The sequence below is a fragment of the Escherichia sp. WS1368 genome, from assembly GCF_046487485.1.
Classification (GTDB): Bacteria; Pseudomonadota; Gammaproteobacteria; order Enterobacterales; family Enterobacteriaceae; genus Escherichia; species Escherichia coli.
Window position 1 is genome coordinate 318061 of the sequence record NZ_JBJQJI010000002.1, and the last position, 22868, is coordinate 340928.

General features: G+C 49.6%; 22 protein-coding genes. 13 read left to right on the forward strand and 9 right to left on the reverse strand.

Translation table 11 applies throughout. The features are described 5' to 3' along the window. Positions 1–9 precede the first annotated feature (9 nt). On the reverse strand, positions 10–3300 hold the full coding sequence (gene yjiT, locus ACJHYD_RS07155) for a protein YjiT (protein WP_016239407.1): 3291 nt from the start codon (positions 3298–3300) through the stop codon (positions 10–12). Positions 3301–3796: 496 nt separating this feature from the next. Further along, complete coding sequence (locus tag ACJHYD_RS07160) at positions 3797–3961, reverse strand: DUF1127 domain-containing protein (RefSeq protein ID WP_000394267.1); 165 nt, start codon at positions 3959–3961, stop codon at positions 3797–3799. Between the two features lie 176 nt (positions 3962–4137). On the opposite strand from ACJHYD_RS07160, the gene ACJHYD_RS07165 reads away from it, so the two are divergent. Continuing rightward, positions 4138–5550 carry a PLP-dependent aminotransferase family protein gene (locus ACJHYD_RS07165; protein WP_000199317.1) on the forward strand — a complete coding sequence of 471 codons (1413 nt, stop codon included), beginning with the start codon at positions 4138–4140 and terminating at the stop codon, positions 5548–5550. Between the two features lie 242 nt (positions 5551–5792). Here the strand turns inward: ACJHYD_RS07165 and ACJHYD_RS07170 are convergent, their stop codons facing one another. After that, positions 5793–6737 carry an Rpn family recombination-promoting nuclease/putative transposase gene (locus tag ACJHYD_RS07170; protein ID WP_000181156.1) on the reverse strand — a complete coding sequence of 315 codons (945 nt, stop codon included), beginning with the start codon at positions 6735–6737 and terminating at the stop codon, positions 5793–5795. A gap of 466 nt (positions 6738–7203) precedes the next feature. Here ACJHYD_RS07170 and mdtM point away from each other — a divergent pair, with 466 nt between their 5' ends. The 7 genes from mdtM to ACJHYD_RS07205 all read left to right on the forward strand — a co-directional run bounded on the left by mdtM (position 7204) and on the right by ACJHYD_RS07205 (position 14226). Then, positions 7204–8436, forward strand: a complete 1233-nt coding sequence (gene mdtM / locus ACJHYD_RS07175) for a multidrug efflux MFS transporter MdtM (RefSeq protein ID WP_001137015.1) — start codon at positions 7204–7206, stop codon at positions 8434–8436. Between the two features lie 40 nt (positions 8437–8476). Continuing rightward, positions 8477–9757 carry a DUF445 domain-containing protein gene (locus tag ACJHYD_RS07180; RefSeq protein WP_001037401.1) on the forward strand — a complete coding sequence of 427 codons (1281 nt, stop codon included), beginning with the start codon at positions 8477–8479 and terminating at the stop codon, positions 9755–9757. Between the two features lie 115 nt (positions 9758–9872). Next, positions 9873–11024, forward strand: a complete 1152-nt coding sequence (locus tag ACJHYD_RS07185; protein WP_001355767.1) for a double-cubane-cluster-containing anaerobic reductase — start codon at positions 9873–9875, stop codon at positions 11022–11024. Between the two features lie 9 nt (positions 11025–11033). After that, positions 11034–11801 carry a putative 2-hydroxyacyl-CoA dehydratase activator YjiL gene (gene yjiL, locus ACJHYD_RS07190; protein ID WP_000222495.1) on the forward strand — a complete coding sequence of 256 codons (768 nt, stop codon included), beginning with the start codon at positions 11034–11036 and terminating at the stop codon, positions 11799–11801. Beyond that, positions 11798–12055, forward strand: a complete 258-nt coding sequence (locus ACJHYD_RS07195; RefSeq protein ID WP_000657679.1) for a DUF3343 domain-containing protein — start codon at positions 11798–11800, stop codon at positions 12053–12055. Before yjiL ends, ACJHYD_RS07195 begins: the two co-directional genes overlap by 4 nt. A 64-nt stretch (positions 12056–12119) precedes the next feature. Next, positions 12120–12980, forward strand: coding sequence for an SdiA-regulated domain-containing protein (locus tag ACJHYD_RS07200; protein WP_001298932.1), 861 nt, complete (start codon positions 12120–12122; stop codon positions 12978–12980). Positions 12981–13047: 67 nt separating this feature from the next. Beyond that, positions 13048–14226, forward strand: a complete 1179-nt coding sequence (locus tag ACJHYD_RS07205; protein WP_001141202.1) for an MFS transporter — start codon at positions 13048–13050, stop codon at positions 14224–14226. Positions 14227–14238: 12 nt separating this feature from the next. Here ACJHYD_RS07205 and kptA read toward each other — a convergent pair whose 3' ends face one another. Continuing rightward, entirely contained in the window at positions 14239–14793 is a 555-nt protein-coding gene (gene kptA / locus ACJHYD_RS07210; RefSeq protein ID WP_001151859.1) for an RNA 2'-phosphotransferase, read from the reverse strand. A gap of 249 nt (positions 14794–15042) precedes the next feature. Between kptA and ACJHYD_RS07215 the strand changes: the two genes are divergently transcribed. From ACJHYD_RS07215 to hypT, 4 genes are all read left to right on the forward strand, one after another. After that, positions 15043–15726: a nucleoside recognition domain-containing protein gene (locus ACJHYD_RS07215; protein WP_001295597.1), complete on the forward strand. Its 684-nt coding sequence runs from the start codon at positions 15043–15045 to the stop codon at positions 15724–15726. Next, positions 15723–16184 carry a YjiG family protein gene (locus ACJHYD_RS07220; RefSeq protein ID WP_000211971.1) on the forward strand — a complete coding sequence of 154 codons (462 nt, stop codon included), beginning with the start codon at positions 15723–15725 and terminating at the stop codon, positions 16182–16184. Before ACJHYD_RS07215 ends, ACJHYD_RS07220 begins: the two co-directional genes overlap by 4 nt. Before the next feature lie 12 nt (positions 16185–16196). Next, on the forward strand, positions 16197–17369 hold the full coding sequence (iadA, locus tag ACJHYD_RS07225) for a beta-aspartyl-peptidase (RefSeq protein ID WP_000568432.1): 1173 nt from the start codon (positions 16197–16199) through the stop codon (positions 17367–17369). Positions 17370–17433: 64 nt separating this feature from the next. Continuing rightward, the gene (gene hypT, locus ACJHYD_RS07230) at positions 17434–18345 is read left to right on the forward strand and encodes a hypochlorite stress DNA-binding transcriptional regulator HypT (RefSeq protein WP_000340740.1); all 912 of its coding nucleotides are present in this window, start codon (positions 17434–17436) and stop codon (positions 18343–18345) included. Here the strand turns inward: hypT and iraD are convergent. The 3 genes from iraD to ACJHYD_RS07245 all read right to left on the reverse strand — a co-directional run bounded on the left by iraD (position 18338) and on the right by ACJHYD_RS07245 (position 19051). After that, positions 18338–18730, reverse strand: a complete 393-nt coding sequence (gene iraD, locus ACJHYD_RS07235) for an anti-adapter protein IraD (RefSeq protein WP_000986224.1) — start codon at positions 18728–18730, stop codon at positions 18338–18340. The genes hypT and iraD overlap by 8 nt on opposite strands. Beyond that, positions 18727–18810: an iraD leader peptide IdlP gene (gene idlP, locus ACJHYD_RS07240; RefSeq protein WP_120795393.1), complete on the reverse strand. Its 84-nt coding sequence runs from the start codon at positions 18808–18810 to the stop codon at positions 18727–18729. The genes iraD and idlP overlap by 4 nt, the downstream gene beginning before the upstream one ends. 115 nt (positions 18811–18925) lie before the next feature. Beyond that, a complete protein-coding gene (locus ACJHYD_RS07245; RefSeq protein ID WP_269538266.1) occupies positions 18926–19051 on the reverse strand; it encodes a hypothetical protein in 126 nt (41 codons plus the stop codon). 351 nt (positions 19052–19402) lie between these two features. On the opposite strand from ACJHYD_RS07245, the gene ACJHYD_RS07250 reads away from it, so the two are divergent. Next, positions 19403–20233, forward strand: a complete 831-nt coding sequence (locus ACJHYD_RS07250; protein ID WP_000062552.1) for a YjfZ/YjiC family protein — start codon at positions 19403–19405, stop codon at positions 20231–20233. Positions 20234–20373: 140 nt separating this feature from the next. On the opposite strand, the gene uxuR is transcribed toward ACJHYD_RS07250, so the two are convergent. Further along, entirely contained in the window at positions 20374–21147 is a 774-nt protein-coding gene (gene uxuR, locus ACJHYD_RS07255) for a Uxu operon transcriptional regulator (protein WP_000833677.1), read from the reverse strand. 214 nt (positions 21148–21361) lie between these two features. Next, on the reverse strand, positions 21362–22822 hold the full coding sequence (locus ACJHYD_RS07260) for a fructuronate reductase (RefSeq protein ID WP_000208220.1): 1461 nt from the start codon (positions 22820–22822) through the stop codon (positions 21362–21364). Between the last annotated feature and the right edge of the window lie 46 nt (positions 22823–22868).

Here is a 22868-nt window from a genome sequence, read left to right on the forward strand (position 1 = left end):
TATTCCTTTTTATTTTTTAGCAACATAACGCAACAGGCTGCACTGGAAGATGGCCTTAAACCAGCGGGAATCGAAATCCCTGACTTGCCTCAGGAAAAATACGGCACCGGGTTTACGGTCAAATACAGATTCAAAAGAAGCATTTCCGCTTGCCACCGCTGCGGCGAAGACGGGTAACCAGGCCACGGAATAGCGGTAATCTGCATCAGGATTAATACCAATCACTGGATTTTTTTGTGACATCATCCATTCATACAGACGCTTACAGCCATATTCAGGCCAGCGAGCCTCACTGTGCTCACGTAAGAGCTCCTGATACCACCCGTGGACACAAGATTCAGGAATAGACGGAGGGAGATATCCGTTACTTAACCATTTCTCAATTTCATCGGCATATGTCGGGAACACGAGCCCCAGCCGTTGAAACATATTAGTAACCAGTAATTTTTGGGTTTCCTCCGGTGCACCTTTTTGGCTCAGGAACAATTTGAAACGCTCAGATGCAGCTTTGATCTCAAAGATGGGGAAAAACTCCCATAAAATAGGGAACTCATTCTCAATACGACTCAGGTACTCTGCTGACATTTCAAATTTGAAGAGCGACATTGCCAATGCCTGCGGATGCTGCACCAGTGCACGCCATACTTCAAAGGTTGCCAGTGGTAAATACCCGAATTGATCGTACAGGCTACGCATAAATTGCCAGCCGGAATGGGCAGGATCGTTAGCCATCTGTCCGAGAACCCGTGTGATGGTATTAACTTCTGCCTGTGGATTAAAAAGCTGGGTCGCTTTCTGCAATGAGCGGATGTTGCTTTCTTCTACCGGTAACGAAGATTCGCCACGAATGAAGCAGGGACGAAAAGCCATCTCTTCACCCGGTTTAGGGACAACCAACCACGGTCCATTTTTGTTAACGATTGAGCTCAACTCATATTCACCGACAGGCACTCCCTCGCTCATTCTAGATGCTAAGGGAATGGATTTCCTCTCGGGTTCACTTAACAGCATGATAACGGGGGAAGGAATCTGCCCAGCACGATGGTTCACTGACTGGCTGAGTAATAGTTCTTTTTCATAATCATAGCGCAGGCTGTATTTATAGCGACGAATTTGCCAGGCCATGACCACACCTGCCCCCGTAATACGCATCTCAACAACCTGATCAATACCTGCCTCAAGTGAAATCAGGTTCTCAATATGTTCGCGCAGACTATAGAGATTCAATTCAACAGGACGATCGCTCAACGCCGTATAACACCATTCATGCCATGCCTGTAATCCACTAACGGAGCGCAAATACAACTGCAATGTATATTTTGTCGGCTCACCATTTCTGGAGAACAGAAACGCTCTGGAACCCAGCAGATCATGCAGCGTAATGTTTTTATCCAGAGGACGTCCGTTTACATCAAGAGCGAGACAGCCTTTAGCGGGAAAAGGTAACTCAATGTCGATGGGGTCAGCCGCCAAATTAGGCAGAACTTGTAATGTAATAAATGCCGGAGGTACCCCTTCCGCTTTAAGTTGTATCTCTGTTCGCCCCTCAGTACGCTTACGTGTAGCCTCCAATGTTTTATCTTTAAGTTTTGCTACACAAGGATGCTGTGTGGTGATTACGATAGTGCCTTCATTTGCGTGCATTCCACCTTTTATCTCAATACTGAAATCAGCAGGCAAGATACCGATTTTGCGACGCAAGAGCGTTTCATTATTACTATTACGGATAGAAAGATATTGAGCCCCCAGCATCTCTTGTATATGACATTGCTCAATTGAAATTCCGCTCAGGTAACGCGTTACATCAATGCTTTGAATATCTGGTAGTGTAGAAATGACTTTTGGTACACCAATAAATGTCTCATCTGGATGACAAACCCAGCTTGCACGCTTTCCATTTAGAGCAAATCTTCCGATGCTGATTTGTTCTCTTCCGGTGCGAATCCGATAAGTTTCATTTGCTGTAACTGTAACGTCCTGACATCCCTTAACAGGCAGCGCTTTAAGTCCTAATACGTTTACTGCACTCGATTGGCCATCAAAACCAGCAACAGTACTATTGTCCCGAGGGAGCACAATCAGAACATCGCTGCTTTGCACACTACAGGAGGCCTGTCCCTGTAACAGCCATTGATCTGCATCAACGATGAAGGTTAACGGCACCTCACCAATGGCAATTTCACTGTCATCAAGTTTAATGCTCCCAACAATCATCCCTCCAGCACGAGCCACTAACGACAAACCTGCCGATGGATTTTGCCTGACAAATCTCACTTCGCTTTTACGTAATCGAACTGTTGCCTGTCTGTTTTCCAGGGAAGCATAAGCTGGCCCAAGGCCAGAGACTTCCTCACCATCTTCACAAATGGCAAGTTCAAAGCGCGTAGTTGACGGCTCGCTTGTTACAGGAAAGGAAACTTCGTCAGGGAGAGATACTATCGCCCTAAGCTCATCTGGATGCTTTTCTGACCAATAGAATTGGCAACGCGTACTCTTATTTTTTTGTAGTCGAGGCTTAGCCTCTACAGAGGCTGCGCATAGCAGTCCATTCAAAAAATGCGTTCCTGTTTCATCATCTAACGGTATTGGAAACTCGCTTCGCCAGGTAGGGTGAACCTTATCAAGCTGTTGTACTGGTTCTTTGTGATTTATTAGGTTGTGAGTAAGTACTAAGGAATTGAGGTTATCAGCCATATGACTGATAAGTTCTACAGAAGTATCTTCGCTAAAAACAGTTGGCAGCGCTGATTTTTCTATGACGGCTCTTGCCAGCGAAAGGGCAGAAAAACCTGACTGCTTTGCTTGCTCATATTGTCCAAGGATCCTGGAGAAAACAGCCAGAAAGCGACTGTCTGATTCTTTGAGTAACCGGAAAGGTAAACCACCTTCACTGAATAATGTTCCGAGAAAATTGCGTCGTTCAGATTCATAAAATCGAATTGGGCGCAGCCAGTAATCGTCCATCCCTTTCGGTACGATGGTACCAAGCTCTGTGGCGGTAAATGAAATCCCTATTTTTTTATATATAGGGTCCCACGTCCATCCGCATTGCCGTTCATAATCCCTGCGGTACCACTCAGAGCAAAAAAGAACAAAACAGGCAGCAAAGTCCTTATTACATATATTAGATTGTGATTGACCGACTGCACGGAGTAGCTGCGTTAATTGGTTATATTCATCATTGGTTGCATGATATTCATAAAGAGGACGGCCATCCGGTTGTCTCAACCCTCTAAGATTCACAAAGTTACTTAGCCAGGAAGTACATTTTACCCATGAAATGTATTCTGATTGACCCAAAGCAAGCTCCTTAGAGATAAAAGATACAAAAACAAAACCCCAGAATATTTCTAATTTGAAAGAAAACCTTTAAAAATATCGTATAATTAATCAGGCGGCAATAGCTAATTTTTCAGGTCGGCACCATAAATCAATTTTAGATAAAAATGATATCAACTATCTATTAATCACAACTCATTTATCACCTGACTTTATAATTTCAAATGAAAATAAATCTCAAAAAATAAAAAAGTATGCAGTAACTAACATTTAACTTTCCAGGATATAAAACAATTAGAGAAACTTCACAATAGCGAATAATGAGAGTTGTAAAGTCAGTCAAAAAACACAAGTAATCACTGTGCGTTTTTTGACCATTATCGACATGAGTTTAAAGAGGTTAGTGAAGAAGATATTCCTGTACACTCCATACCTATTGATGAATAGTCTCGGGAAAATTTTTATAACTTAATTTAAAAACATAAAAACGTTTTATTATATAAATTTATATCCCCCCTCACTCCACATCCTCCCTGCGTAACCCGATATCCCTCAACCGTTCATCACTCATCTGCTGTAACACTCGTCGGGTCTGCATTTGCCGCCGCCAACGCCTCACCTCCTGCCAGAGTTGCACTAGGCCGATAAACGGCGTTTTGGCTTTGTTTTCGTGAAATTCCATCTGCTGCCTCCTCATCTTTCAGAGGCTTCATCATCCGTCTTCTGGCAGTTCACAATACAGATGCAAATATTAGTTTTATTTAACATACAGACAGGTTAAAACAGCATCTGCATCCGGTTTTTTAGCCTCATCTGTACCGGTTTTTCTCTCTGTATGGTCCAAATAAGGAATACAGCATGACGCGTTATCAACATCTGGCGACTCTACTTGCCGAGCGGATTGAGCAAGGGCTGTATCGTCACGGGGAGAAATTGCCGTCGGTGCGCAGCTTAAGCCAGGAGCACGGCGTCAGCATCAGCACCGTGCAGCAGGCGTATCAGACGCTGGAGACGATGAAGCTCATCACCCCACAGCCGCGTTCGGGTTATTTTGTCGCACAACGTAAAGCCCAGCCGCCAGTGCCACCAATGACGCGTCCGGTGCAGCGTCCGGTGGAAATTACCCAGTGGGATCAGGTGCTGGATATGCTGGAAGCGCATAGCGACAGTTCCATTGTTCCGTTAAGCAAAAGCACGCCGGATGTCGAAACGCCCAGCCTGAAACCGCTGTGGCGGGAGCTAAGCCGGGTGGTGCAGCATAATCTGCAAACCGTTCTCGGTTATGACTTGTTAGCCGGTCAGCGGGTATTGCGTGAGCAGGTTGCCCGCCTGATGCTCGACAGCGGCTCGGTGGTCACCGCCGATGACATCATTATCACCAGCGGCTGCCATAACTCGATGTCGCTGGCGTTAATGGCGGTGTGTAAACCGGGCGATATTGTCGCGGTCGAATCCCCCTGTTATTACGGTTCGATGCAGATGCTGCGCGGTATGGGCGTGAAAGTGATTGAAATCCCAACCGATCCAGAAACTGGCATCAGCGTTGAAGCGCTGGAACTGGCGCTGGAACAGTGGCCGATTAAAGGCATCATTCTGGTGCCAAACTGTAATAATCCGCTGGGATTTATTATGCCGGACGCGCGCAAACGGGCCGTTCTCTCTCTCGCTCAGCGTCATGATATTGTGATTTTTGAAGATGATGTCTACGGCGAACTGGCAACGGAGTATCCGCGCCCGCGGACCATTCATTCCTGGGATATCGACGGGCGAGTGCTGTTGTGCAGCTCGTTCAGTAAAAGCATTGCACCAGGCCTGCGCGTGGGTTGGGTCGCACCGGGGCGTTATCACGATAAACTGATGCATATGAAATACGCCATCAGCAGCTTTAATGTGCCGTCCACGCAAATGGCGGCGGCAACGTTTGTGCTGGAAGGTCACTATCATCGCCATATCCGGCGGATGCGGCAGACTTATCAGCGCAATCTGGCGCTTTATACCTGCTGGATACGGGAATATTTTCCCTGCGAAATCTGTATTACGCGCCCGAAAGGCGGATTTTTACTGTGGATCGAATTGCCTGAACAGGTCGATATGGTCTGCGTCGCGCGGCAGCTGTACCGCATGAAAATCCAGGTGGCAGCAGGCTCGATTTTCTCGGCTTCCGGCAAATACCGTAATTGTCTGCGCATCAACTGCGCTTTGCCGCTCAGCGAAACCTATCGCGAAGCACTAAAGCAAATTGGCGATGCCGTGTATCGGGCAATGGAATAAATTCGAATTAGTGCCGAGGCCCCTGATTTACTCTCACGAATCGCCTGTAACTCGTTTTATCTTTGCAGGGTCATCGCCACGTTACAGCATGGCTTAGGCAAAGTGCGCTTTGTTCATGCCGGATGCTATGTGAACGCCTTACCAGGTCTACAAAATTTTTAAAGTTCAATATATTTAATGGGTTATGTAGACCTGATAAGCGTAGCACATCAGGCTGCTTTGCGTTTGTCATCAGCCTCTGATTAGTATTCGATCCATGGTTCGCGCTTGCTTTCAGGCAAGGGCTGCTCTAATGCCTGCATTTGCTCTGCCGAAAGTCCGGTAATCTTTTGTATCCATTCAGGATCTGCCCCATTCTGCAACAACAATCGGAGGAGGCGCTGTTCCCCTTCTTCTTTCCCTTTCTCCCTTCCCAACAGCCATCCATCATTATGAATTCGCTCTGCAATTGTCATTATTCGCTCCCTGTGGTGTGGCATTCGCCTGGTAAGTTCGCTGATAAACGCCTTAAAACGCGCTTCATCGCCAGTCAGTAAAATGTAATTTAACAGCGCGGTTATCTGGCTGTCATTAGCGCACCCTGTAACCAGTAATACTGCCAGTTGATCGATAAGCTCCATCAGATCGCGCTGGCGAATATGCTTTTGGATCAACTCCAACAGAGCGACTCTGCGGTGCTGCACAATCTCGTCGTCTGGCACGACAGTGACATCCACCAGCGGGAACGCGGCGGTATAAACTTTCCGTGCGGTAGTCGGGTCGGCAAATTCGTCCAGCCAGCACAGGGACCAGGGGTAAGGACTACGGCTACCGTGATAAAACAGCATCGGGATGACCAGCGGTAGCGGCTGGCGTTTATCATGCTCGATATGGCGCTGCATCACCGCCATAGAATAGCGCATCAGGCGAAAGGCCATATGAATATCCTCGCGGCTCTGATGTTCAATCACCACATAAATATAGCCATCGCCTTCGCGGGTCTTTACCGACCACAGAATATCGGAATGTAGCGCCCGCAATTTTTCATCGACAAAGCTGGCGGATTCAAGTTTTAAGCTGTCGAGATCGCACAGTTCACGTAAATCTTTAGGTAAGTGGATCTCCATAAAATCCCGCGCGGTATCCGGATGCGTGAGAAAAGATTTAAACAATGCGTCATGCGGCGTGCTGGTCGTGAAGTTTGTCATGGCGATCCGTCACCTGTTGATAAGATGGCCCGACTTTAGCGACTAACAAAACCATTCTCACCCGGCAATTTCTCGTTCCCCGAGGCGCTTTCCAGGCTATTTTTGTTCGTCTGCAAACGATACATTTTTCCGGAAACAGGCTCGCGTTTTACATTTCCTGTACCCGGCAGATATTCCCCTTTCCACCGCGCTCTTTTGATTAACCGCAAATTTTAATTACACTTAAGGTGTATATTTTCTATGCAACCCATCAATTCAAGAGGTGTAATGTGCTGATGACTATTTGTAATCGTTATACATTCTGACCTGGAATCAGAAGGTATTTCTCTGTCTGTGTGTTCACAGGCAGAGTGGTTGATTACATGAAATTCAGTACATTTGTCCTTCTCGCCTGCCTTTCGTCATTACCGACGGTATTGAATTTCGTTTTCCCCATTGGGGTTCTCCGGACAAGGAGTTGTTTGTTATGCCACGTTTTTTTGCCCGCCATGCCGCCACGCTGTTTTTCCCGATGGCGTTGATTTTGTATGACTTTGCCGCGTACCTGTCGACGGATCTGATCCAGCCGGGGATCATTAATGTGGTCCGTGATTTTAATGCCGATGTCAGTCTGGCCCCGGCAGCCGTCAGTCTCTATCTCGCTGGCGGTATGGCGTTGCAGTGGCTGCTGGGGCCACTTTCCGACAGGATTGGCCGCAGGCCGGTGCTGATTACCGGGGCGCTAATATTTACCCTTGCCTGCGCTGCGACAATGTTCACCACGTCTATGACACAGTTTCTTATCGCGCGTGCAATTCAGGGCACCAGTATCTGTTTTATTGCTACCGTTGGTTATGTCACGGTGCAGGAGGCGTTCGGACAGACAAAAGGGATTAAGTTGATGGCGATTATCACCTCCATCGTACTGATTGCGCCGATTATTGGCCCGCTTTCCGGCGCAGCTCTGATGCACTTTGTGCACTGGAAAGTCCTTTTTGCCATCATTGCGGTTATGGGTTTTATCTCATTTGTTGGCTTACTGCTGGCGATGCCAGAGACGGTGAAGCGCGGCGCGGTTCCATTTAGCGCCAAAAGCGTCTTGCGCGATTTTCGTAATGTCTTTTGCAATCGGCTGTTCCTCTTTGGCGCAGCAACCATCTCTTTAAGCTATATCCCAATGATGAGTTGGGTGGCTGTCTCGCCGGTGATCCTGATCGACGCGGGCGGCTTAACAACTTCGCAGTTCGCCTGGACACAGGTTCCGGTGTTCGGCGCGGTGATTGTCGCGAATGCCATCGTGGCGCGTTTCGTTAAAGATCCGACCGAACCGCGCTTTATCTGGCGTGCCGTACCCATTCAACTGGTCGGCCTCGCGCTGTTGATTATCGGCAATCTGCTGTCACCGCACGTCTGGCTGTGGTCGGTGCTGGGCACCAGTCTGTATGCTTTCGGGATTGGTTTGATCTTCCCGACCTTATTCCGCTTTACGCTTTTTTCCAATAACTTACCGAAAGGGACCGTCTCCGCATCGCTGAATATGGTGATCCTGATGGTGATGTCTGTCTCGGTCGAAATCGGCCGCTGGCTGTGGTTTAACGGCGGTCGCTTGCCGTTTCATCTGTTAGCCGTCGTGGCGGGCGTTATCGTCGTTTTCACCCTGGCAGGATTGCTCAATCGCGTGCGCCAACATCAGGCTGCCGAGCTGGCGGAGGAGCGGTGATTTTTGCGCGATCCTGCCGTCAGGCTCTATTCTTAACGTTATGAATAAACTCATTGAACTCAGACGCGCCAAAATGTTGGCGCTCTCTTTACTGCTTATCGCCGCTGCTACCTTTGTCGTTACGCTGTTTTTGCCGCCCAATTTTTGGGTGAGCGGCGTGAAGGCGATTGCTGAAGCGGCGATGGTCGGCGCGCTGGCGGACTGGTTTGCGGTGGTGGCGCTGTTTCGCCGCGTGCCGATTCCGATCATTTCTCGTCATACGGCGATTATCCCGCGTAATAAAGACCGGATTGGCGAAAATCTCGGTCAGTTCGTGCAGGAAAAATTTCTCGATACCCAGTCGCTGGTGGCATTGATTCGACGTCACGAACCGGCGTTGTTGATTGGCAACTGGTTTAGTCAGCCGGAGAACGCCCGCCGCGTTGGTCAGCATCTGTTGCAGATCATGAGCGGTTTTCTTGAACTGACCGATGATGCGCGTATTCAGCGCCTGCTTAAGCGCGCGGTCCATCGGGCGATTGATAAGGTCGATCTTTCCGGAACCAGTGCGTTGATGCTGGAGAGTATGACCAAAAACAATCGTCATCAGGTGCTGCTGGATACGCTGATCGCACAGTTGATCGCCCTTCTCCAGCGCGATAAATCGCGCAAGTTTATTGCCCAGCAAATTGTTCGCTGGCTGGAGAGCGAGCATCCGCTGAAAGCCAAAATTTTGCCTACTGAATGGCTGGGCGAACATAGCGCGGAGTTGGTTTCTGACGCGGTGAATTCTTTGCTTGATGATATCAGCCGCGATCGTGCGCATCAGATCCGCCATGCATTTGATCGCGCCACCTTTGCCCTGATCGACAAGTTGAAAAACGATCCTGAAATGGCAGCGCGAGCCGATGCCGTAAAAAGTTATCTGAAAGAAGATGAAGCTTTTAACCGCTATCTCAGTGAATTGTGGGGGGATTTACGGGAATGGCTGAAAGTGGATATCAACAGTGAAGATTCTCGTGTGAAAGAACGTATCGCGCGGGCGGGTCAATGGTTTGGCGAAACGTTAATTGCCGATGATGCCTTGCGGGCGTCGTTAAATGGTCATCTGGAACAAGCCGCGCACCGCGTCGCGCCTGAGTTTTCCGCATTCCTGACGCGCCATATCAGCGACACGGTAAAAAGCTGGGATGCGCGGGATATGTCGCGGCAAATCGAGTTAAATATCGGCAAAGATCTGCAGTTTATCCGTGTCAACGGTACGCTAGTCGGCGGTTGTATTGGGCTAATTTTATATTTGCTGTCGCAGCTACCGGCCTTGTTCCCCCTCGGCAATTTTTAGAAATCCATGAAAAACTAAGTGGCTAACCGCGAGAGAGATCAAATAAACCACACTAAAAGAATGGTAATAATGTGGCCTCTTTTCATTATCTCCCGTGGTACGGGGAAGGAAAATCATGTCACTTGTCACCGATCTACCCGCCATTTTCGATCAGTTCTCTGAAGCTCGCCAGAAAGGCTTTCTCACCGTCATGGATCTCAAGGAGCGCGGCATTCCGCTGGTTGGCACCTACTGCACCTTTATGCCGCAAGAGATCCCGATGGCAGCCGGTGCGGTTGTGGTTTCGCTCTGTTCCACCTCTGATGAAACCATTGAAGAAGCGGAGAAAGATCTGCCGCGCAACCTCTGCCCGCTGATTAAAAGTAGCTACGGCTTCGGCAAAACCGATAAATGCCCCTACTTCTACTTTTCGGATCTGGTGGTCGGTGAAACCACCTGCGACGGCAAAAAGAAAATGTATGAATACATGGCGGAGTTTAAGCCTGTTCATGTGATGCAGTTGCCGAACAGCGTTAAGGACGATGCCTCGCGTGCATTATGGAAAGCTGAGATGCTGCGCTTGCAAAAAACGGTAGAAGAACGTTTTGGGCACGAGATTAGCGAAGATGCTCTGCGCGATGCTATTGCGCTGAAAAACCGCGAACGTCGCGCACTGGCCAATTTTTATCATCTTGGGCAGTTAAATCCTCCGGCGCTTAGCGGCAGCGACATTCTGAAAGTGGTTTACGGCGCAACCTTTCGGTTCGATAAAGAGGCGTTGATCAATGAACTGGACGCGATGACCGCCCGCATTCGTCAGCAGTGGGAAGAAGGCCAGCGACTGGACCCGCGTCCACGCCTTTTAATCACCGGCTGCCCGATTGGCGGCGCAGCAGAGAAAGTGGTGCGCGCGATTGAAGAGAATGGCGGCTGGGTGGTCGGTTATGAAAACTGCACCGGGGCGAAAGCGACCGAGCAATGCGTGGCAGAAACGGGCGATGTCTACGACGCGCTGGCGGATAAATATCTGGCGATTGGCTGCTCCTGTGTTTCGCCGAACGATCAGCGCCTGAAAATGCTCAGCCAGATGGTGGAAGAATATCAGGTCGATGGCGTAGTTGATGTGATTTTGCAGGCGTGCCATACCTACGCGGTGGAATCGCTGGCGATTAAACGTCATGTGCGCCAGCAGCACAACATTCCTTATATCGCTATTGAAACAGACTACTCCACCTCGGATTTCGGGCAGCTCAGTACCCGTGTCGCGGCCTTTATTGAGATGCTGTAAGGAGTGGCAGTGACATATTCGATTGGCATTGATTCTGGTTCTACCGCCACCAAAGGGATCTTACTGGCAGACGGCGTGATTACGCGCCGTTTCCTCGTTCCAACCCCCTTTCGCCCGGCAACAGCAATTACTGAAGCCTGGGAAACTCTGCGCGAAGGGTTAGAGACAACGCCGTTTCTGACGCTCACCGGCTACGGACGGCAACTGGTGGATTTTGCCGATAAACAAGTGACGGAAATCTCCTGTCACGGGCTGGGCGCACGGTTTCTTGCGCCAGCAACGCGCGCGGTAATCGACATCGGTGGTCAGGACAGCAAAGTGATTCAGCTTGATGATGACGGTAACCTGTGCGATTTCCTGATGAATGACAAATGCGCGGCGGGCACCGGGCGTTTCCTGGAGGTGATCTCGCGCACGCTTGGCACCAGCGTCGAGCAACTCGACAGCATTACCGAAAATGTCACGCCGCACGCCATCACGAGTATGTGCACAGTGTTTGCTGAATCAGAAGTGATCAGCCTGCGCTCAGCGGGCGTCGCGCCAGAAGCGATTCTCGCCGGAGTGATTAACGCGATGGCGCGGAGGAGTGCCAATTTCATTGCTCGTCTCTCCTGTGAAGCGCCGATTCTGTTTACTGGTGGCGTTAGTCATTGCCAGACGTTTGCCCGGATGCTGGAATCTCACCTGGGAATGCCGGTAAATACCCATCCTGATGCGCAATTTGCTGGCGCAATTGGCGCGGCGGTAATTGGTCAACGAGTGAGGACACGCCGATGAAAGAGTTTTTATTTTTATTTCACTCCACGGTCGGCGTCATACAAACCCGCAAGGCGTTGCAGGCAGCGGGCATGACTTTTCGCGTCAGCGATATTCCCCGTGATTTACGCGGCGGCTGCGGGTTATGCATTTGGCTGACCTGTCCCCCCGGCGAGGAAATACAATGGGTGATCCCTGGGCAGACTGAGTCAATTTATTGCCAGCAGGATGGTGTCTGGCGCTGCATTGCACATTACGGGGTTTCTCCGCGTTAAGGATTCATTAAGGTCGCTACGTATACTTCTCGATATCTTATTGATTTGCCTTAAAGGGATTACCGTGACAAAAAGTATTTCGTTAAGTAAACGCATCTCCGTTATTGTGATTCTTTTTGCCATTGTGGCAGTGTGTACTTTCTTCGTGCAATCTTGCGCCCGTAAAAGCAATCATGCAGCATCATTTCAGAATTACCACGCCACCATTGACGGCAAAGAAATTGCAGGCATAACGAATAATATCTCTTCGCTGACCTGGTCGGCACAAAGCAATACTCTTTTTAGCACTATCAACAAACCTGCCGCCATTGTTGAAATGACCACCAATGGTGATTTTATCCGCACAATTCCTCTGGATTTTGTTAAGGATCTCGAGACGATCGAATACATTGGCGATAATCAGTTTGTCATTAGCGATGAGCGCGATTACGCCATTTATGTGATTTCACTGACCCCAAACTCGGAAGTAAAAATCCTCAAAAAAATAAAAATCCCGCTGCAAGACTCCCCAACCAATTGCGGTTTTGAAGGGTTGGCTTATTCTCGCCAGGATCACACTTTCTGGTTTTTTAAAGAGAAAAATCCGATTGAGGTCTACAAAGTTAACGGGCTGTTAAGTAGCAATGAATTACACATCAGCAAAGACGAGGCACTACAACGGCAATTTACTTTAGATGATGTGTCCGGCGCAGAATTTAACCAGCAAAAAAATACGCTTCTGGTGCTGTCTCATGAATCTCGCGCACTCCAGGAAGTAACCCTGGTTGGCGAGGTTATCGGTGAAATATCACTAACCAAAGGTAGTCGAGGTTTGTCGCATAACATCAAACAGGCCGAAGGGATTGCGATGGATGCCTCTGGTAATATTTATATCGTTAGCGAACCAAATCGTTTTTATCGCTTTACCCCTAAATCATCGCATTAACAGGCTGGCATATTTCACCTTTTTGTTATTAACTTGTTAACAACAAAAATGACATACAAGGTTAAACATGCCTTCGTCCTCGCATCCCGTAGAACGCTTTTCTTTCAGCACCGCGCTTTTCGGGATGCTGGTTCTGACCTTAGGTATGGGATTAGGTCGCTTCCTTTATACGCCTATGTTGCCCGTCATGATGGCGGAAGGGGCGTTTTCATTTAGCCAGCTCTCGTGGATTGCCAGCGGCAACTATGCGGGGTATCTGGCTGGCAGTCTGCTATTTTCGTTTGGCGCATTTCACCAGCCGTCGCGCCTGCGCCCATTTCTGTTGGTTTCTGCCCTGGCGAGCGGGTTGTTGATCCTCGCAATGGCATGGTTGCCGCCATTTATTCTGGTGTTATTGATTCGCTTCCTGGCGGGTGTCGCCAGCGCCGGTATGCTGATTTTTGGTTCGACGCTGATTATGCAGCACACGCGCCATCCTTTTGTGCTGGCAGCTTTGTTTTCTGGCGTTGGCATTGGCATTGCACTGGGCAACGAATATGTTCTGGCAGGCCTGCATTTTGCCTTATCCTCGCAAACGTTATGGCAAGGCGCCGGGGCGCTTTCTGGCATGATGCTGATTGCACTTACGCTTTTAATGCCCTCGAAAAAACACGCCATCGCACCAATGCCATTGGCAAAAACGGAGCAACAGATAATGAGCTGGTGGTTACTGGCTATTCTGTACGGCCTGGCGGGATTTGGTTATATCATCGTCGCGACTTACCTGCCGCTCATGGCGAAAGATGCAGGCTCACCATTGTTAACCGCCCATCTCTGGACGTTAGTCGGCTTATCAATTGTGCCAGGCTGCTTTGGCTGGCTATGGGCAGCAAAACGTTGGGGGGCTTTGCCTTGCCTGACGGCGAATTTGCTGGTGCAGGCTATCAGTGTGCTGCTTACTCTCGCCAGCGACTCTCCTCTCTTGCTTATCATTAGTAGTATCGGTTTTGGCGGTACCTTTATGGGCACGACATCTCTGGTGATGACTATCGCCCGCCAACTGAGCGTTCCGGGAAATCTCAATCTTTTAGGCTTTGTGACGCTCATTTACGGCATTGGACAAATCCTCGGCCCGGCGCTGACCAGTATGCTCGGCAATGGAACATCGGCGCTTGCCGGCGCCACTCTCTGCGGCGCGGCGGCGTTGTTTATTGCTGCGCTTATCAGCACAGTACAATTATTTAAGCTGCAAGTGGTCACTTCATGAGGAGTGTTTCCCTTACCACTCAAGAAATTCGACCGCAACCGTTGATGTCAGCCAGACTCCGTTTTCCGCTTGCCAGAAAGGGATACCTCGTTTCGCCATTTCCTGTGCTTTGACGGTTAAGATAACCGGCGATCCGTGTCTTGCTCCCACTTTGCGTGCCGTTGCTTCATCAGCAGAGAGATGCACGTAATGACGATCCCCTGCAATCAGCCCCTGTTTTTTTATCTCATCAAGGAAACGGCTTGCCGTACCGTGGTAGAGAAACTGTGGCGGTGTTTTTTCGACAAAGGAAATAGCGACCTGCGAAGTCGAATGCCCCTGAACCGCGCGGATGCACCTACCATCACTGGAATAACTAAAACGTTTTTTATCACTGGTAGCGACCACGGTATCCAGCAATGCACGGGTTAACCGCTTGCCCGCTTTTTGGGCACAGAGTATAAGCTTATCGATATCCGCCCATCCTTCACGGTCAAGTACGATACCAATCGCCTCCGGTTTGTGTCGGAGGACAAAACTTAAAAACTTGCTCGTATCCGCCAGCTCTTTTTCGTTGTACTTTGCCATCTCGTTTTCGTCCCTGGATTTTCTGTTTTTATTTACTGATGTCATTGTCACTGGGTTTATGAATTTTCTGCAACTCAATCCTGCGCAGAGCCTTTTCCACACAGCGTAATTTTTCCGCTATGCAAAAAACGCATAGCCAGAAACATACTTGCATTTTCCCCATACCCACATGGCTGATAAGGTTTTTCCGCTCCAGGAATTTTCCTGGCTCAAGCAACACACAAACACAAAAAAACAATGGGGATTGTTATGACACAACAAGGGGATGCTGTAGCCGGGGAGCTGGCGACAGAAAAAGTGGGCATTAAAGGGTATCTGGCTTTTTTTCTCACCATAATCTTTTTTTCCGGTGTTTTTTCCGGGACAGACAGTTGGTGGCGCGTTTTTGATTTTTCCGTTCTGAACGGATCGTTTGGGCAACTGCCTGGTGCGAATGGAGCCACCACCTCATTTCGCGGGGCGGGTGGCGCGGGGGCTAAAGATGGCTTTCTCTTTGCGCTGGAGCTGGCACCGTCAGTCATTCTCTCTCTGGGGATTATTTCAATTACCGATGGTCTTGGTGGATTACGCGCCGCGCAGCAGTTAATGACACCTGTGCTAAAACCGTTGTTGGGCATTCCAGGGATCTGCTCGCTGGCGCTGATCGCTAACCTGCAAAACACGGATGCCGCCGCCGGTATGACCAAAGAGCTGGCGCAGGAAGGTGAAATTACCGAACGCGATAAAGTGATTTTCGCCGCATATCAAACCAGCGGTAGCGCCATCATCACCAACTACTTCTCTTCCGGCGTCGCGGTGTTTGCCTTTCTGGGCACGTCCGTAATCGTACCTTTAGCCGTCATCCTGGTGTTTAAATTTGTCGGAGCCAACATTTTGCGCGTCTGGCTTAACTTCGAAGAACGTCGCAACCCAACGCAAGGAGCGCAAGCATGACAACTCAGGTCCGCAAAAATGTCATGGATATGTTTATCGATGGTGCGCGCCGTGGCTTTACTATCGCCACGACCAACCTGCTGCCAAACGTGGTGATGGCGTTTGTCATCATTCAGGCGCTGAAAATTACCGGCCTGCTCGACTGGGTGGGGCATATCTGTGAACCCGTAATGGCGCTGTGGGGATTACCCGGTGAAGCGGCAACCGTCCTTTTAGCCGCATTAATGAGTATGGGCGGCGCAGTCGGTGTTGCCGCCAGTCTGGCGACCGCCGGCGCATTAACCGGTCACGATGTCACCGTTTTACTGCCCGCGATGTATTTAATGGGCAACCCGGTGCAAAATGTCGGTCGCTGCCTGGGGACAGCCGAAGTGAATGCCAAATATTACCCGCATATCATTACGGTCTGCGTGATTAACGCATTGCTGTCGATCTGGGTTATGCAGCTTATTGTTTAACAAGGAGTTACCATGATTGATTATACCGCAGCCGGTTTTACCCTGCTGCAGGGAGCGCATTTGTATGCGCCGGAAGATCGGGGAATTTGCGATGTCCTCGTCGCTAACGGCAAAATTATCGCCGTTGCCAGCAATATCCCTTCTGACATTGTACCGAACTGCACGGTTGTCGATCTCAGTGGGCAGATCCTCTGCCCAGGTTTTATTGATCAACACGTCCATTTGATTGGCGGTGGCGGCGAAGCAGGTCCCACGACGCGCACGCCGGAAGTGGCGCTAAGTCGCCTGACGGAAGCGGGCGTCACGTCAGTGGTTGGTCTGCTGGGCACCGACTCTATCTCTCGCCACCCGGAATCCCTGCTCGCCAAGACCCGTGCGCTCAATGAAGAAGGCATCAGCGCCTGGATGCTGACCGGCGCTTATCATGTCCCTTCCCGCACCATTACGGGTTCCGTGGAAAAAGACGTGGCGATTATCGATCGTGTGATTGGCGTGAAATGCGCCATCTCTGATCACCGTTCTGCCGCACCGGACGTTTATCACCTGGCCAATATGGCGGCAGAATCCCGCGTTGGCGGTTTGCTCGGCGGTAAACCTGGCGTCACCGTGTTCCACATGGGCGACAGTAAAAAGGCGTTACAGCCTATTTATGACCTGCTGGAAAACTGCGATGTGCCGATCAGCAAGCTGCTGCCGACCCACGTTAACCGCAACGTACCGTTGTTTGAGCAGGCGCTGGAGTTCGCGCGCAAAGGCGGCACCATCGATATCACCAGCAGCATTGACGAACCGGTCGCCCCTGCCGAAGGTATTGCCCGCGCCGTTCAGGCGGGTATTCCGCTGGCACGCGTCACCCTCAGCTCCGACGGCAACGGTAGCCAGCCGTTCTTCGATGACGAAGGGAATTTAACCCATATCGGTGTTGCAGGTTTTGAAACGTTGCTGGAAACCGTGCAGGTGCTGGTCAAAGACTATGATTTCAGTATCAGCGATGCCCTGCGCCCGCTCACCAGTAGCGTAGCCGGTTTCCTTAACCTGACCGGGAAAGGCGAAATTCTGCCAGGCAATGATGCTGACTTGCTGGTCATGACGCCAGAACTGCGCATTGAGCAGGTATACGCTCGCGGCAAACTGATGGTCAAAGACGGCAAAGCCTGCGTGAAAGGAACGTTTGAAACGGCTTAAACGGTTGTCAGCCGCCCGAATGGACGTAGAATGCCCGCAAGGGCGGCTGACAGAGTAAAACGTAATGGATGACTGTGGTGCGATTTTGCATAATATTGAAACCAAATGGCTTTATGATTTTCTGACCCTGGAAAAATGCCGCAATTTTTCCCAGGCGGCAGTCAGTCGCAACGTCTCGCAACCGGCATTCAGCCGCCGCATCCGTGCGCTGGAACAGGCGATTGGTGTTGAATTGTTTAACCGCCAGGTAACGCCGCTGCAACTCTCAGAACAAGGGAAAATCTTCCATTCGCAGATCCGCCATCTGTTGCAACAGTTAGAGAGCAATCTGGCAGAGCTGCGTGGCGGCAGCGATTACGCGCAACGTAAAATCAAGATAGCCGCTGCACACTCTCTTTCCCTCGGTCTGTTACCGTCCATTATCAGCCAGATGCCGCCGCTCTTTACCTGGGCAATTGAAGCCATTGATGTCGATGAAGCGGTCGATAAACTGCGTGAAGGGCAAAGTGACTGTATTTTTTCCTTTCACGACGAAGATTTGCTGGAAGCGCCGTTTGACCACATTCGCTTATTTGAATCTCAATTGTTCCCTGTCTGCGCCAGTGACGAACACGGAGAAGCACTTTTTAACCTCGCGCAGCCACACTTTCCGTTACTGAATTACAGCCGCAACTCCTACATGGGGCGATTGATTAATCGCACCCTGACGCGCCACAGTGAGTTAAGTTTCAGCACCTTTTTTGTCTCTTCGATGAGCGAGCTTTTAAAGCAGGTTGCCCTCGACGGCTGTGGGATTGCCTGGCTGCCGGAGTACGCCATCCAACAAGAAATTCGCAGCGGGAAGCTCGTTGTACTGAATCGGGACGAACTGGTGATCCCGATTCAGGCCTATGCATACCGGATGAATACCCGCATGAATCCCGTTGCCGAACGCTTCTGGCGTGAACTGCGCGAGCTGGAGATTGTGCTTAGCTGACATTCTCCAGCGTCGCACTGCGCCAACCGCCATTATCCCAGACCAGATCAAACGTTAGCGGTTCATCGTCGTGGTACAGCATTATCTCAAGGCTGATCGCCAGAGTGTGGCAGTACGCTTCTTTCAGATTAACCTGCAACGCCGCAATCCGTGGCTCATGAAATAACAGTGCAGAACGCAGCTGACGGCAATACCAGCTCTGGAGATGTTTGTCGCTCGGGTTATGCACTTGCCACTCGGGCATGCCTGAAACAAGTAATGACGGTAATGCCGAATGAGGAGAATTAAAAAGAGTGAGGAGATCGCTGCATACCGATTTACGCAGCAATGACGTTTTATTGCCTGAAATTTTAGGTAAAACAGCCTGAAGTGATTGGCGCATCATTTTGCGCACTCCTGACGTTTAGCAACATATGCGGCTTGCCCTGAACACCGGGCACCACTGTATTGATGCTCATTTTCCATAGCCATTCCCTTTTGTTCATTACATCCATGTCAGTCTGAGACAGGCCTGAATCCTGTCAGCAAAGTATAAAACCTTACTTGCCTATGAATATCTACTGACTTTTCAGGAAAAAAGTCATGATTTGATAAAAATCATCAAACTCAAAAAAAAACCGCTAGTATATTCTGAATATTCCGAATAGTTACGTAGATGAAAATACTTGTCACCGCTGCTACTTAATTCCGGTGGGAAATTATTTATTTCCGCATAATCAGCCGTGTATTATTTGAAACAATTAGTTTGTAAATAATATAAATTGATAACATATCAAATACATCAAAAATACCATTCACAGGCATTATTAATATAGACCTCAATATAGCAACATCAAATTCCAATTAGTAATAAGATATGCTTTTAAATTGCATGCAAATAATTTTAAATGAGCGTTTTTTGATACTTTAGAGTGTTTCCTACCCTTTAATATCACCGTGTAGAGTTGATATCACTACAACAGAAACATGCATGTCATTTGTTTACTTCTCTTTTTACTACAGAAAAATTTATCTATTTTTCTAAACATCAGTGAAATACTCATAAAAGGTAACTATTATGTCTATGCCATTAAGCAATGCCCTTCAGAGTCAAATTATTACAGATGCTCACTTCCTTCATCACCCAATAGTCGACAGTGAGTTTACACGTAAATTAAAATATGCACGCATGGATTCGGAAAACATCTATCTTCCGCCTCTTACTCGTGGCAATAACCATAATTACGATGGAAAAAGCGTTGTCGAAATTAGAAAACTTGATATTAGTAAAGAGCCCTGGCCATTTAATTATGTGACAGGAGCATGCAGAGAATCCGATGGTATTACAACAACAGGACGTATGCTCTATCGGAACTTGAAAATCACCTCAGCTTTAGACGAAATATATGGTGGCATATGTAAAAAGGCGCATGCTACCACAGAGTTAGCAGAAGGTTTACGGCTAAATTTATTTATGAAGAGCCCTTTCGATCCTGTTGAGGACTATACAGTTCATGAAATAACATTAGGCCCTGGTTGCAATGTTCCTGGTTATGCCGGAACCACGATAGGATATATTTCAACCCTTCCAGCTTCTCAGGCAAAAAGATGGACCAATGAGCAGCCAAGGATTGATATCTATATTGATCAGATAATGACGGTAACAGGGGTAGCAAATTCTTCCGGATTCGCCCTTGCCGCATTACTTAATGCTAATATTGAGTTGGGTAATGACCCAATAATTGGTATAGAAGCCTATCCCGGTACCGCGGAGATCCATGCAAAAATGGGATATAAAGTTATCCCGGGTGATGAAAATGCACCACTCAAACGTATGACTCTGCAACCGTCATCTCTTCCAGAACTGTTTGAATTAAAAAATGGTGAATGGAATTATATTGGTAAATAACTACCAGGAAGAATGAGTACTAACATTCAGGTTATACAGATAGCTAAACAATACCCTGCAATTTACAAAGTAATACTCATTGCGACTTCTTAATTTAAGAAAGCGCAAGGAACGTTTACCCTTGCGCTTATTATAATAAGTCAGGCGTCGACTTTATCCAGCGGCCATGAATCAAACAGATAGCCATCAAAATAAATATCGTCAACGTTCGAGAATTCCAGCAGACGTTGCTTAACGTTTTCCAGATGCTGCCACATTGCCAGCTTCGCCGCTCGGGCATCTTTTTTGATTAACGCGGCGAGGATCTGTTTGTGATCGCCCAACCACTCTTTGCGATACAGGCTGTCATCCAGATGGCTGTGCAACTGGATCCACATTGGATTGTTTTCCCGCCACTGCCAGGACTGACGGAACAGCTCCACCAGCATGCTGTTATGCGTTGCTTCGGCAATGGCGAGATGGAACTGCATATCACCGCTTTCGCTGCTACCCGGCGCGCTGGAAGCCAGTTCACGCTCTTCCAGTTGCAATGCCTGACGCATTTTGACGATATCTTCGCGGGTAGCCTGCAGGGCGGCAAACTCGGCGATGTTACTTTCCAGTAACTGACGCGCCTGTAACAGCTCAAAAGGACCCGCATCATTGCAGACGTTGGCATCCGGACTGTCTGTGTTGTGGCTGCCTGAGTTATCAAGAACATAGATACCGGCACCCCGGCGTACTTCCACCAGCCCTTTGATCTCCAGCATGATCAGCGCTTCACGTACCACCGTCCGCGTGACATCAAGCATTTCTGCAATTTCACGCTCCGGCGGCAGCCGTTCGCCAGGGTTGTACGGCGTCTTTATGATCAGATCGCGGATCATCGCCCCGACTTCCTGGTAAGGTCTTTGCGCAGAGGTGGCAGATTTCATGGTGTTGTGTCCGTTAGGTGCGGTTAATCAAATTTTCGCCGGATGCGGCGTGAACGCCTTATCCGGCCTACAACGGGCAATTTTACGGCCCCTGTTAATCTCAAACTATACCATTAGCACTGGAAGTTGGCACGTACAGGTGGGCAAAAAAACGAAAACTGGTCAACCAAATATCAGTTTGATTGACCAGTAAGTCTGTAGGGTAATCAGTTAGTTACAGCGCAGCCACACACTCGCGCGCACCGCGTTCGCACAGCTGCTGATATGCCGCCGTCACCGCGCCAACAAAGTCGGCATTCTGCGGCAGATCATCGGCAAAAATACCGCTCAGGCCTAGCAGCGCTTTCACGCGGTCTGCGCCCTGATACTGCGCGTTAATCTTCTGGAACTCGGCCAGCATCGGGTCGACCACGTCAATGGCATTACCCTGCTCATCCACGCCCTGGGTGTAACGCATCCAGCCAGCCACGCCCAGCGCCAGGTGACGCCAGCTGCCGCCGTTTTGCAGGTGCAGACGCACCGGGTCCAGCAGACGCTGCGGTAACTTCTGGCTGCCGTCCATCGCAATCTGCCAGGTACGGTGACGCAGAGACGGGTTGCTGAAACGCTCGATCAGCAGCGTCGCATAGGCGTTCAGGTCCGTACCTTCCGGCATCGACAGCGTTGGCGCTTGTTCCTGCATCATCAGGGCAAAGGCCGCTTTGCGATAATCCGGGTTAGTCATGGTGTCGGCAATAGTTTCATAGCCGCCGAGGTAACCGAGGTACGCCAGGAAAGAGTGGCTACCGTTCAGCATACGCAGCTTCATCATTTCGAACGGCACAACGTCTGCAACGAACTGTGCGCCCACTTTATCCCAGTCCGGGCGACCATTAACGAAATTATCTTCAATCACCCACTGACGGAACGGTTCGCAGGCAATGGCGCACGGGTCGTAAACGCCCAGCTGGTCAGCAATTTCCTGTAAGGTTTCTGGCGTCGCCGCCGGAACGATGCGGTCAACCATGGTGCACGGGAAGGTGACGTTCTCTTCAATCCATGCCGCCAGCTGCGGGTCACGCGCCTGAGCCAGTCCCAGTACCGCGACCTTCGCCACATGGCCGTTTTCACGCACGTTATCGCAGGACATCACCGTAAACGCTTTCAACCCTTTTTCACGACGCAGCCGCAGGGCTTCGACGATGTAACCAATCGCGGACTTCGGCGCAGTCGGGTTTTCCAGATCGTGCTTGATCAGTGGGTTATTGAGATCCAGCTGACCGCTTGCCGCATCAGCGCAGTAGCCTTTTTCCGTGACTGTCAGAGAGACAATCGCCGTCTGCGGACGCGCCATCGCATTGAGAATACCTTCGCAGCCGTCGATTTCCGGATGCAGCGCTTCTTTCATCGAACCGATAATTTTCAGCTCGGTGCTTTCCGCGCCTTTTTCCGCCACGGTGTACAGCAGTTGCTGTTTTTTCAGGTTTTCGATCAGCACGCGGTCGTTGCCTGGCATCAGGTTAACTTCGCAGATACCCCAGTCGCTGTCGGTGCTTTCCAGCAGGTGATGGGTATACAGCGCCTGGTGCGCGCGGTGAAACGCCCCGCAACCGAGATGCACAATGCGTGATTCCAGACGAGAATGCTCCCATGACGGGCGGGCAACCGGCAGATTGCTGTCAACAATAGTAGTCATCGTAAACTCCAGAATCCGTCTTCAGAGAGTGACGGCAAGGAAGAAG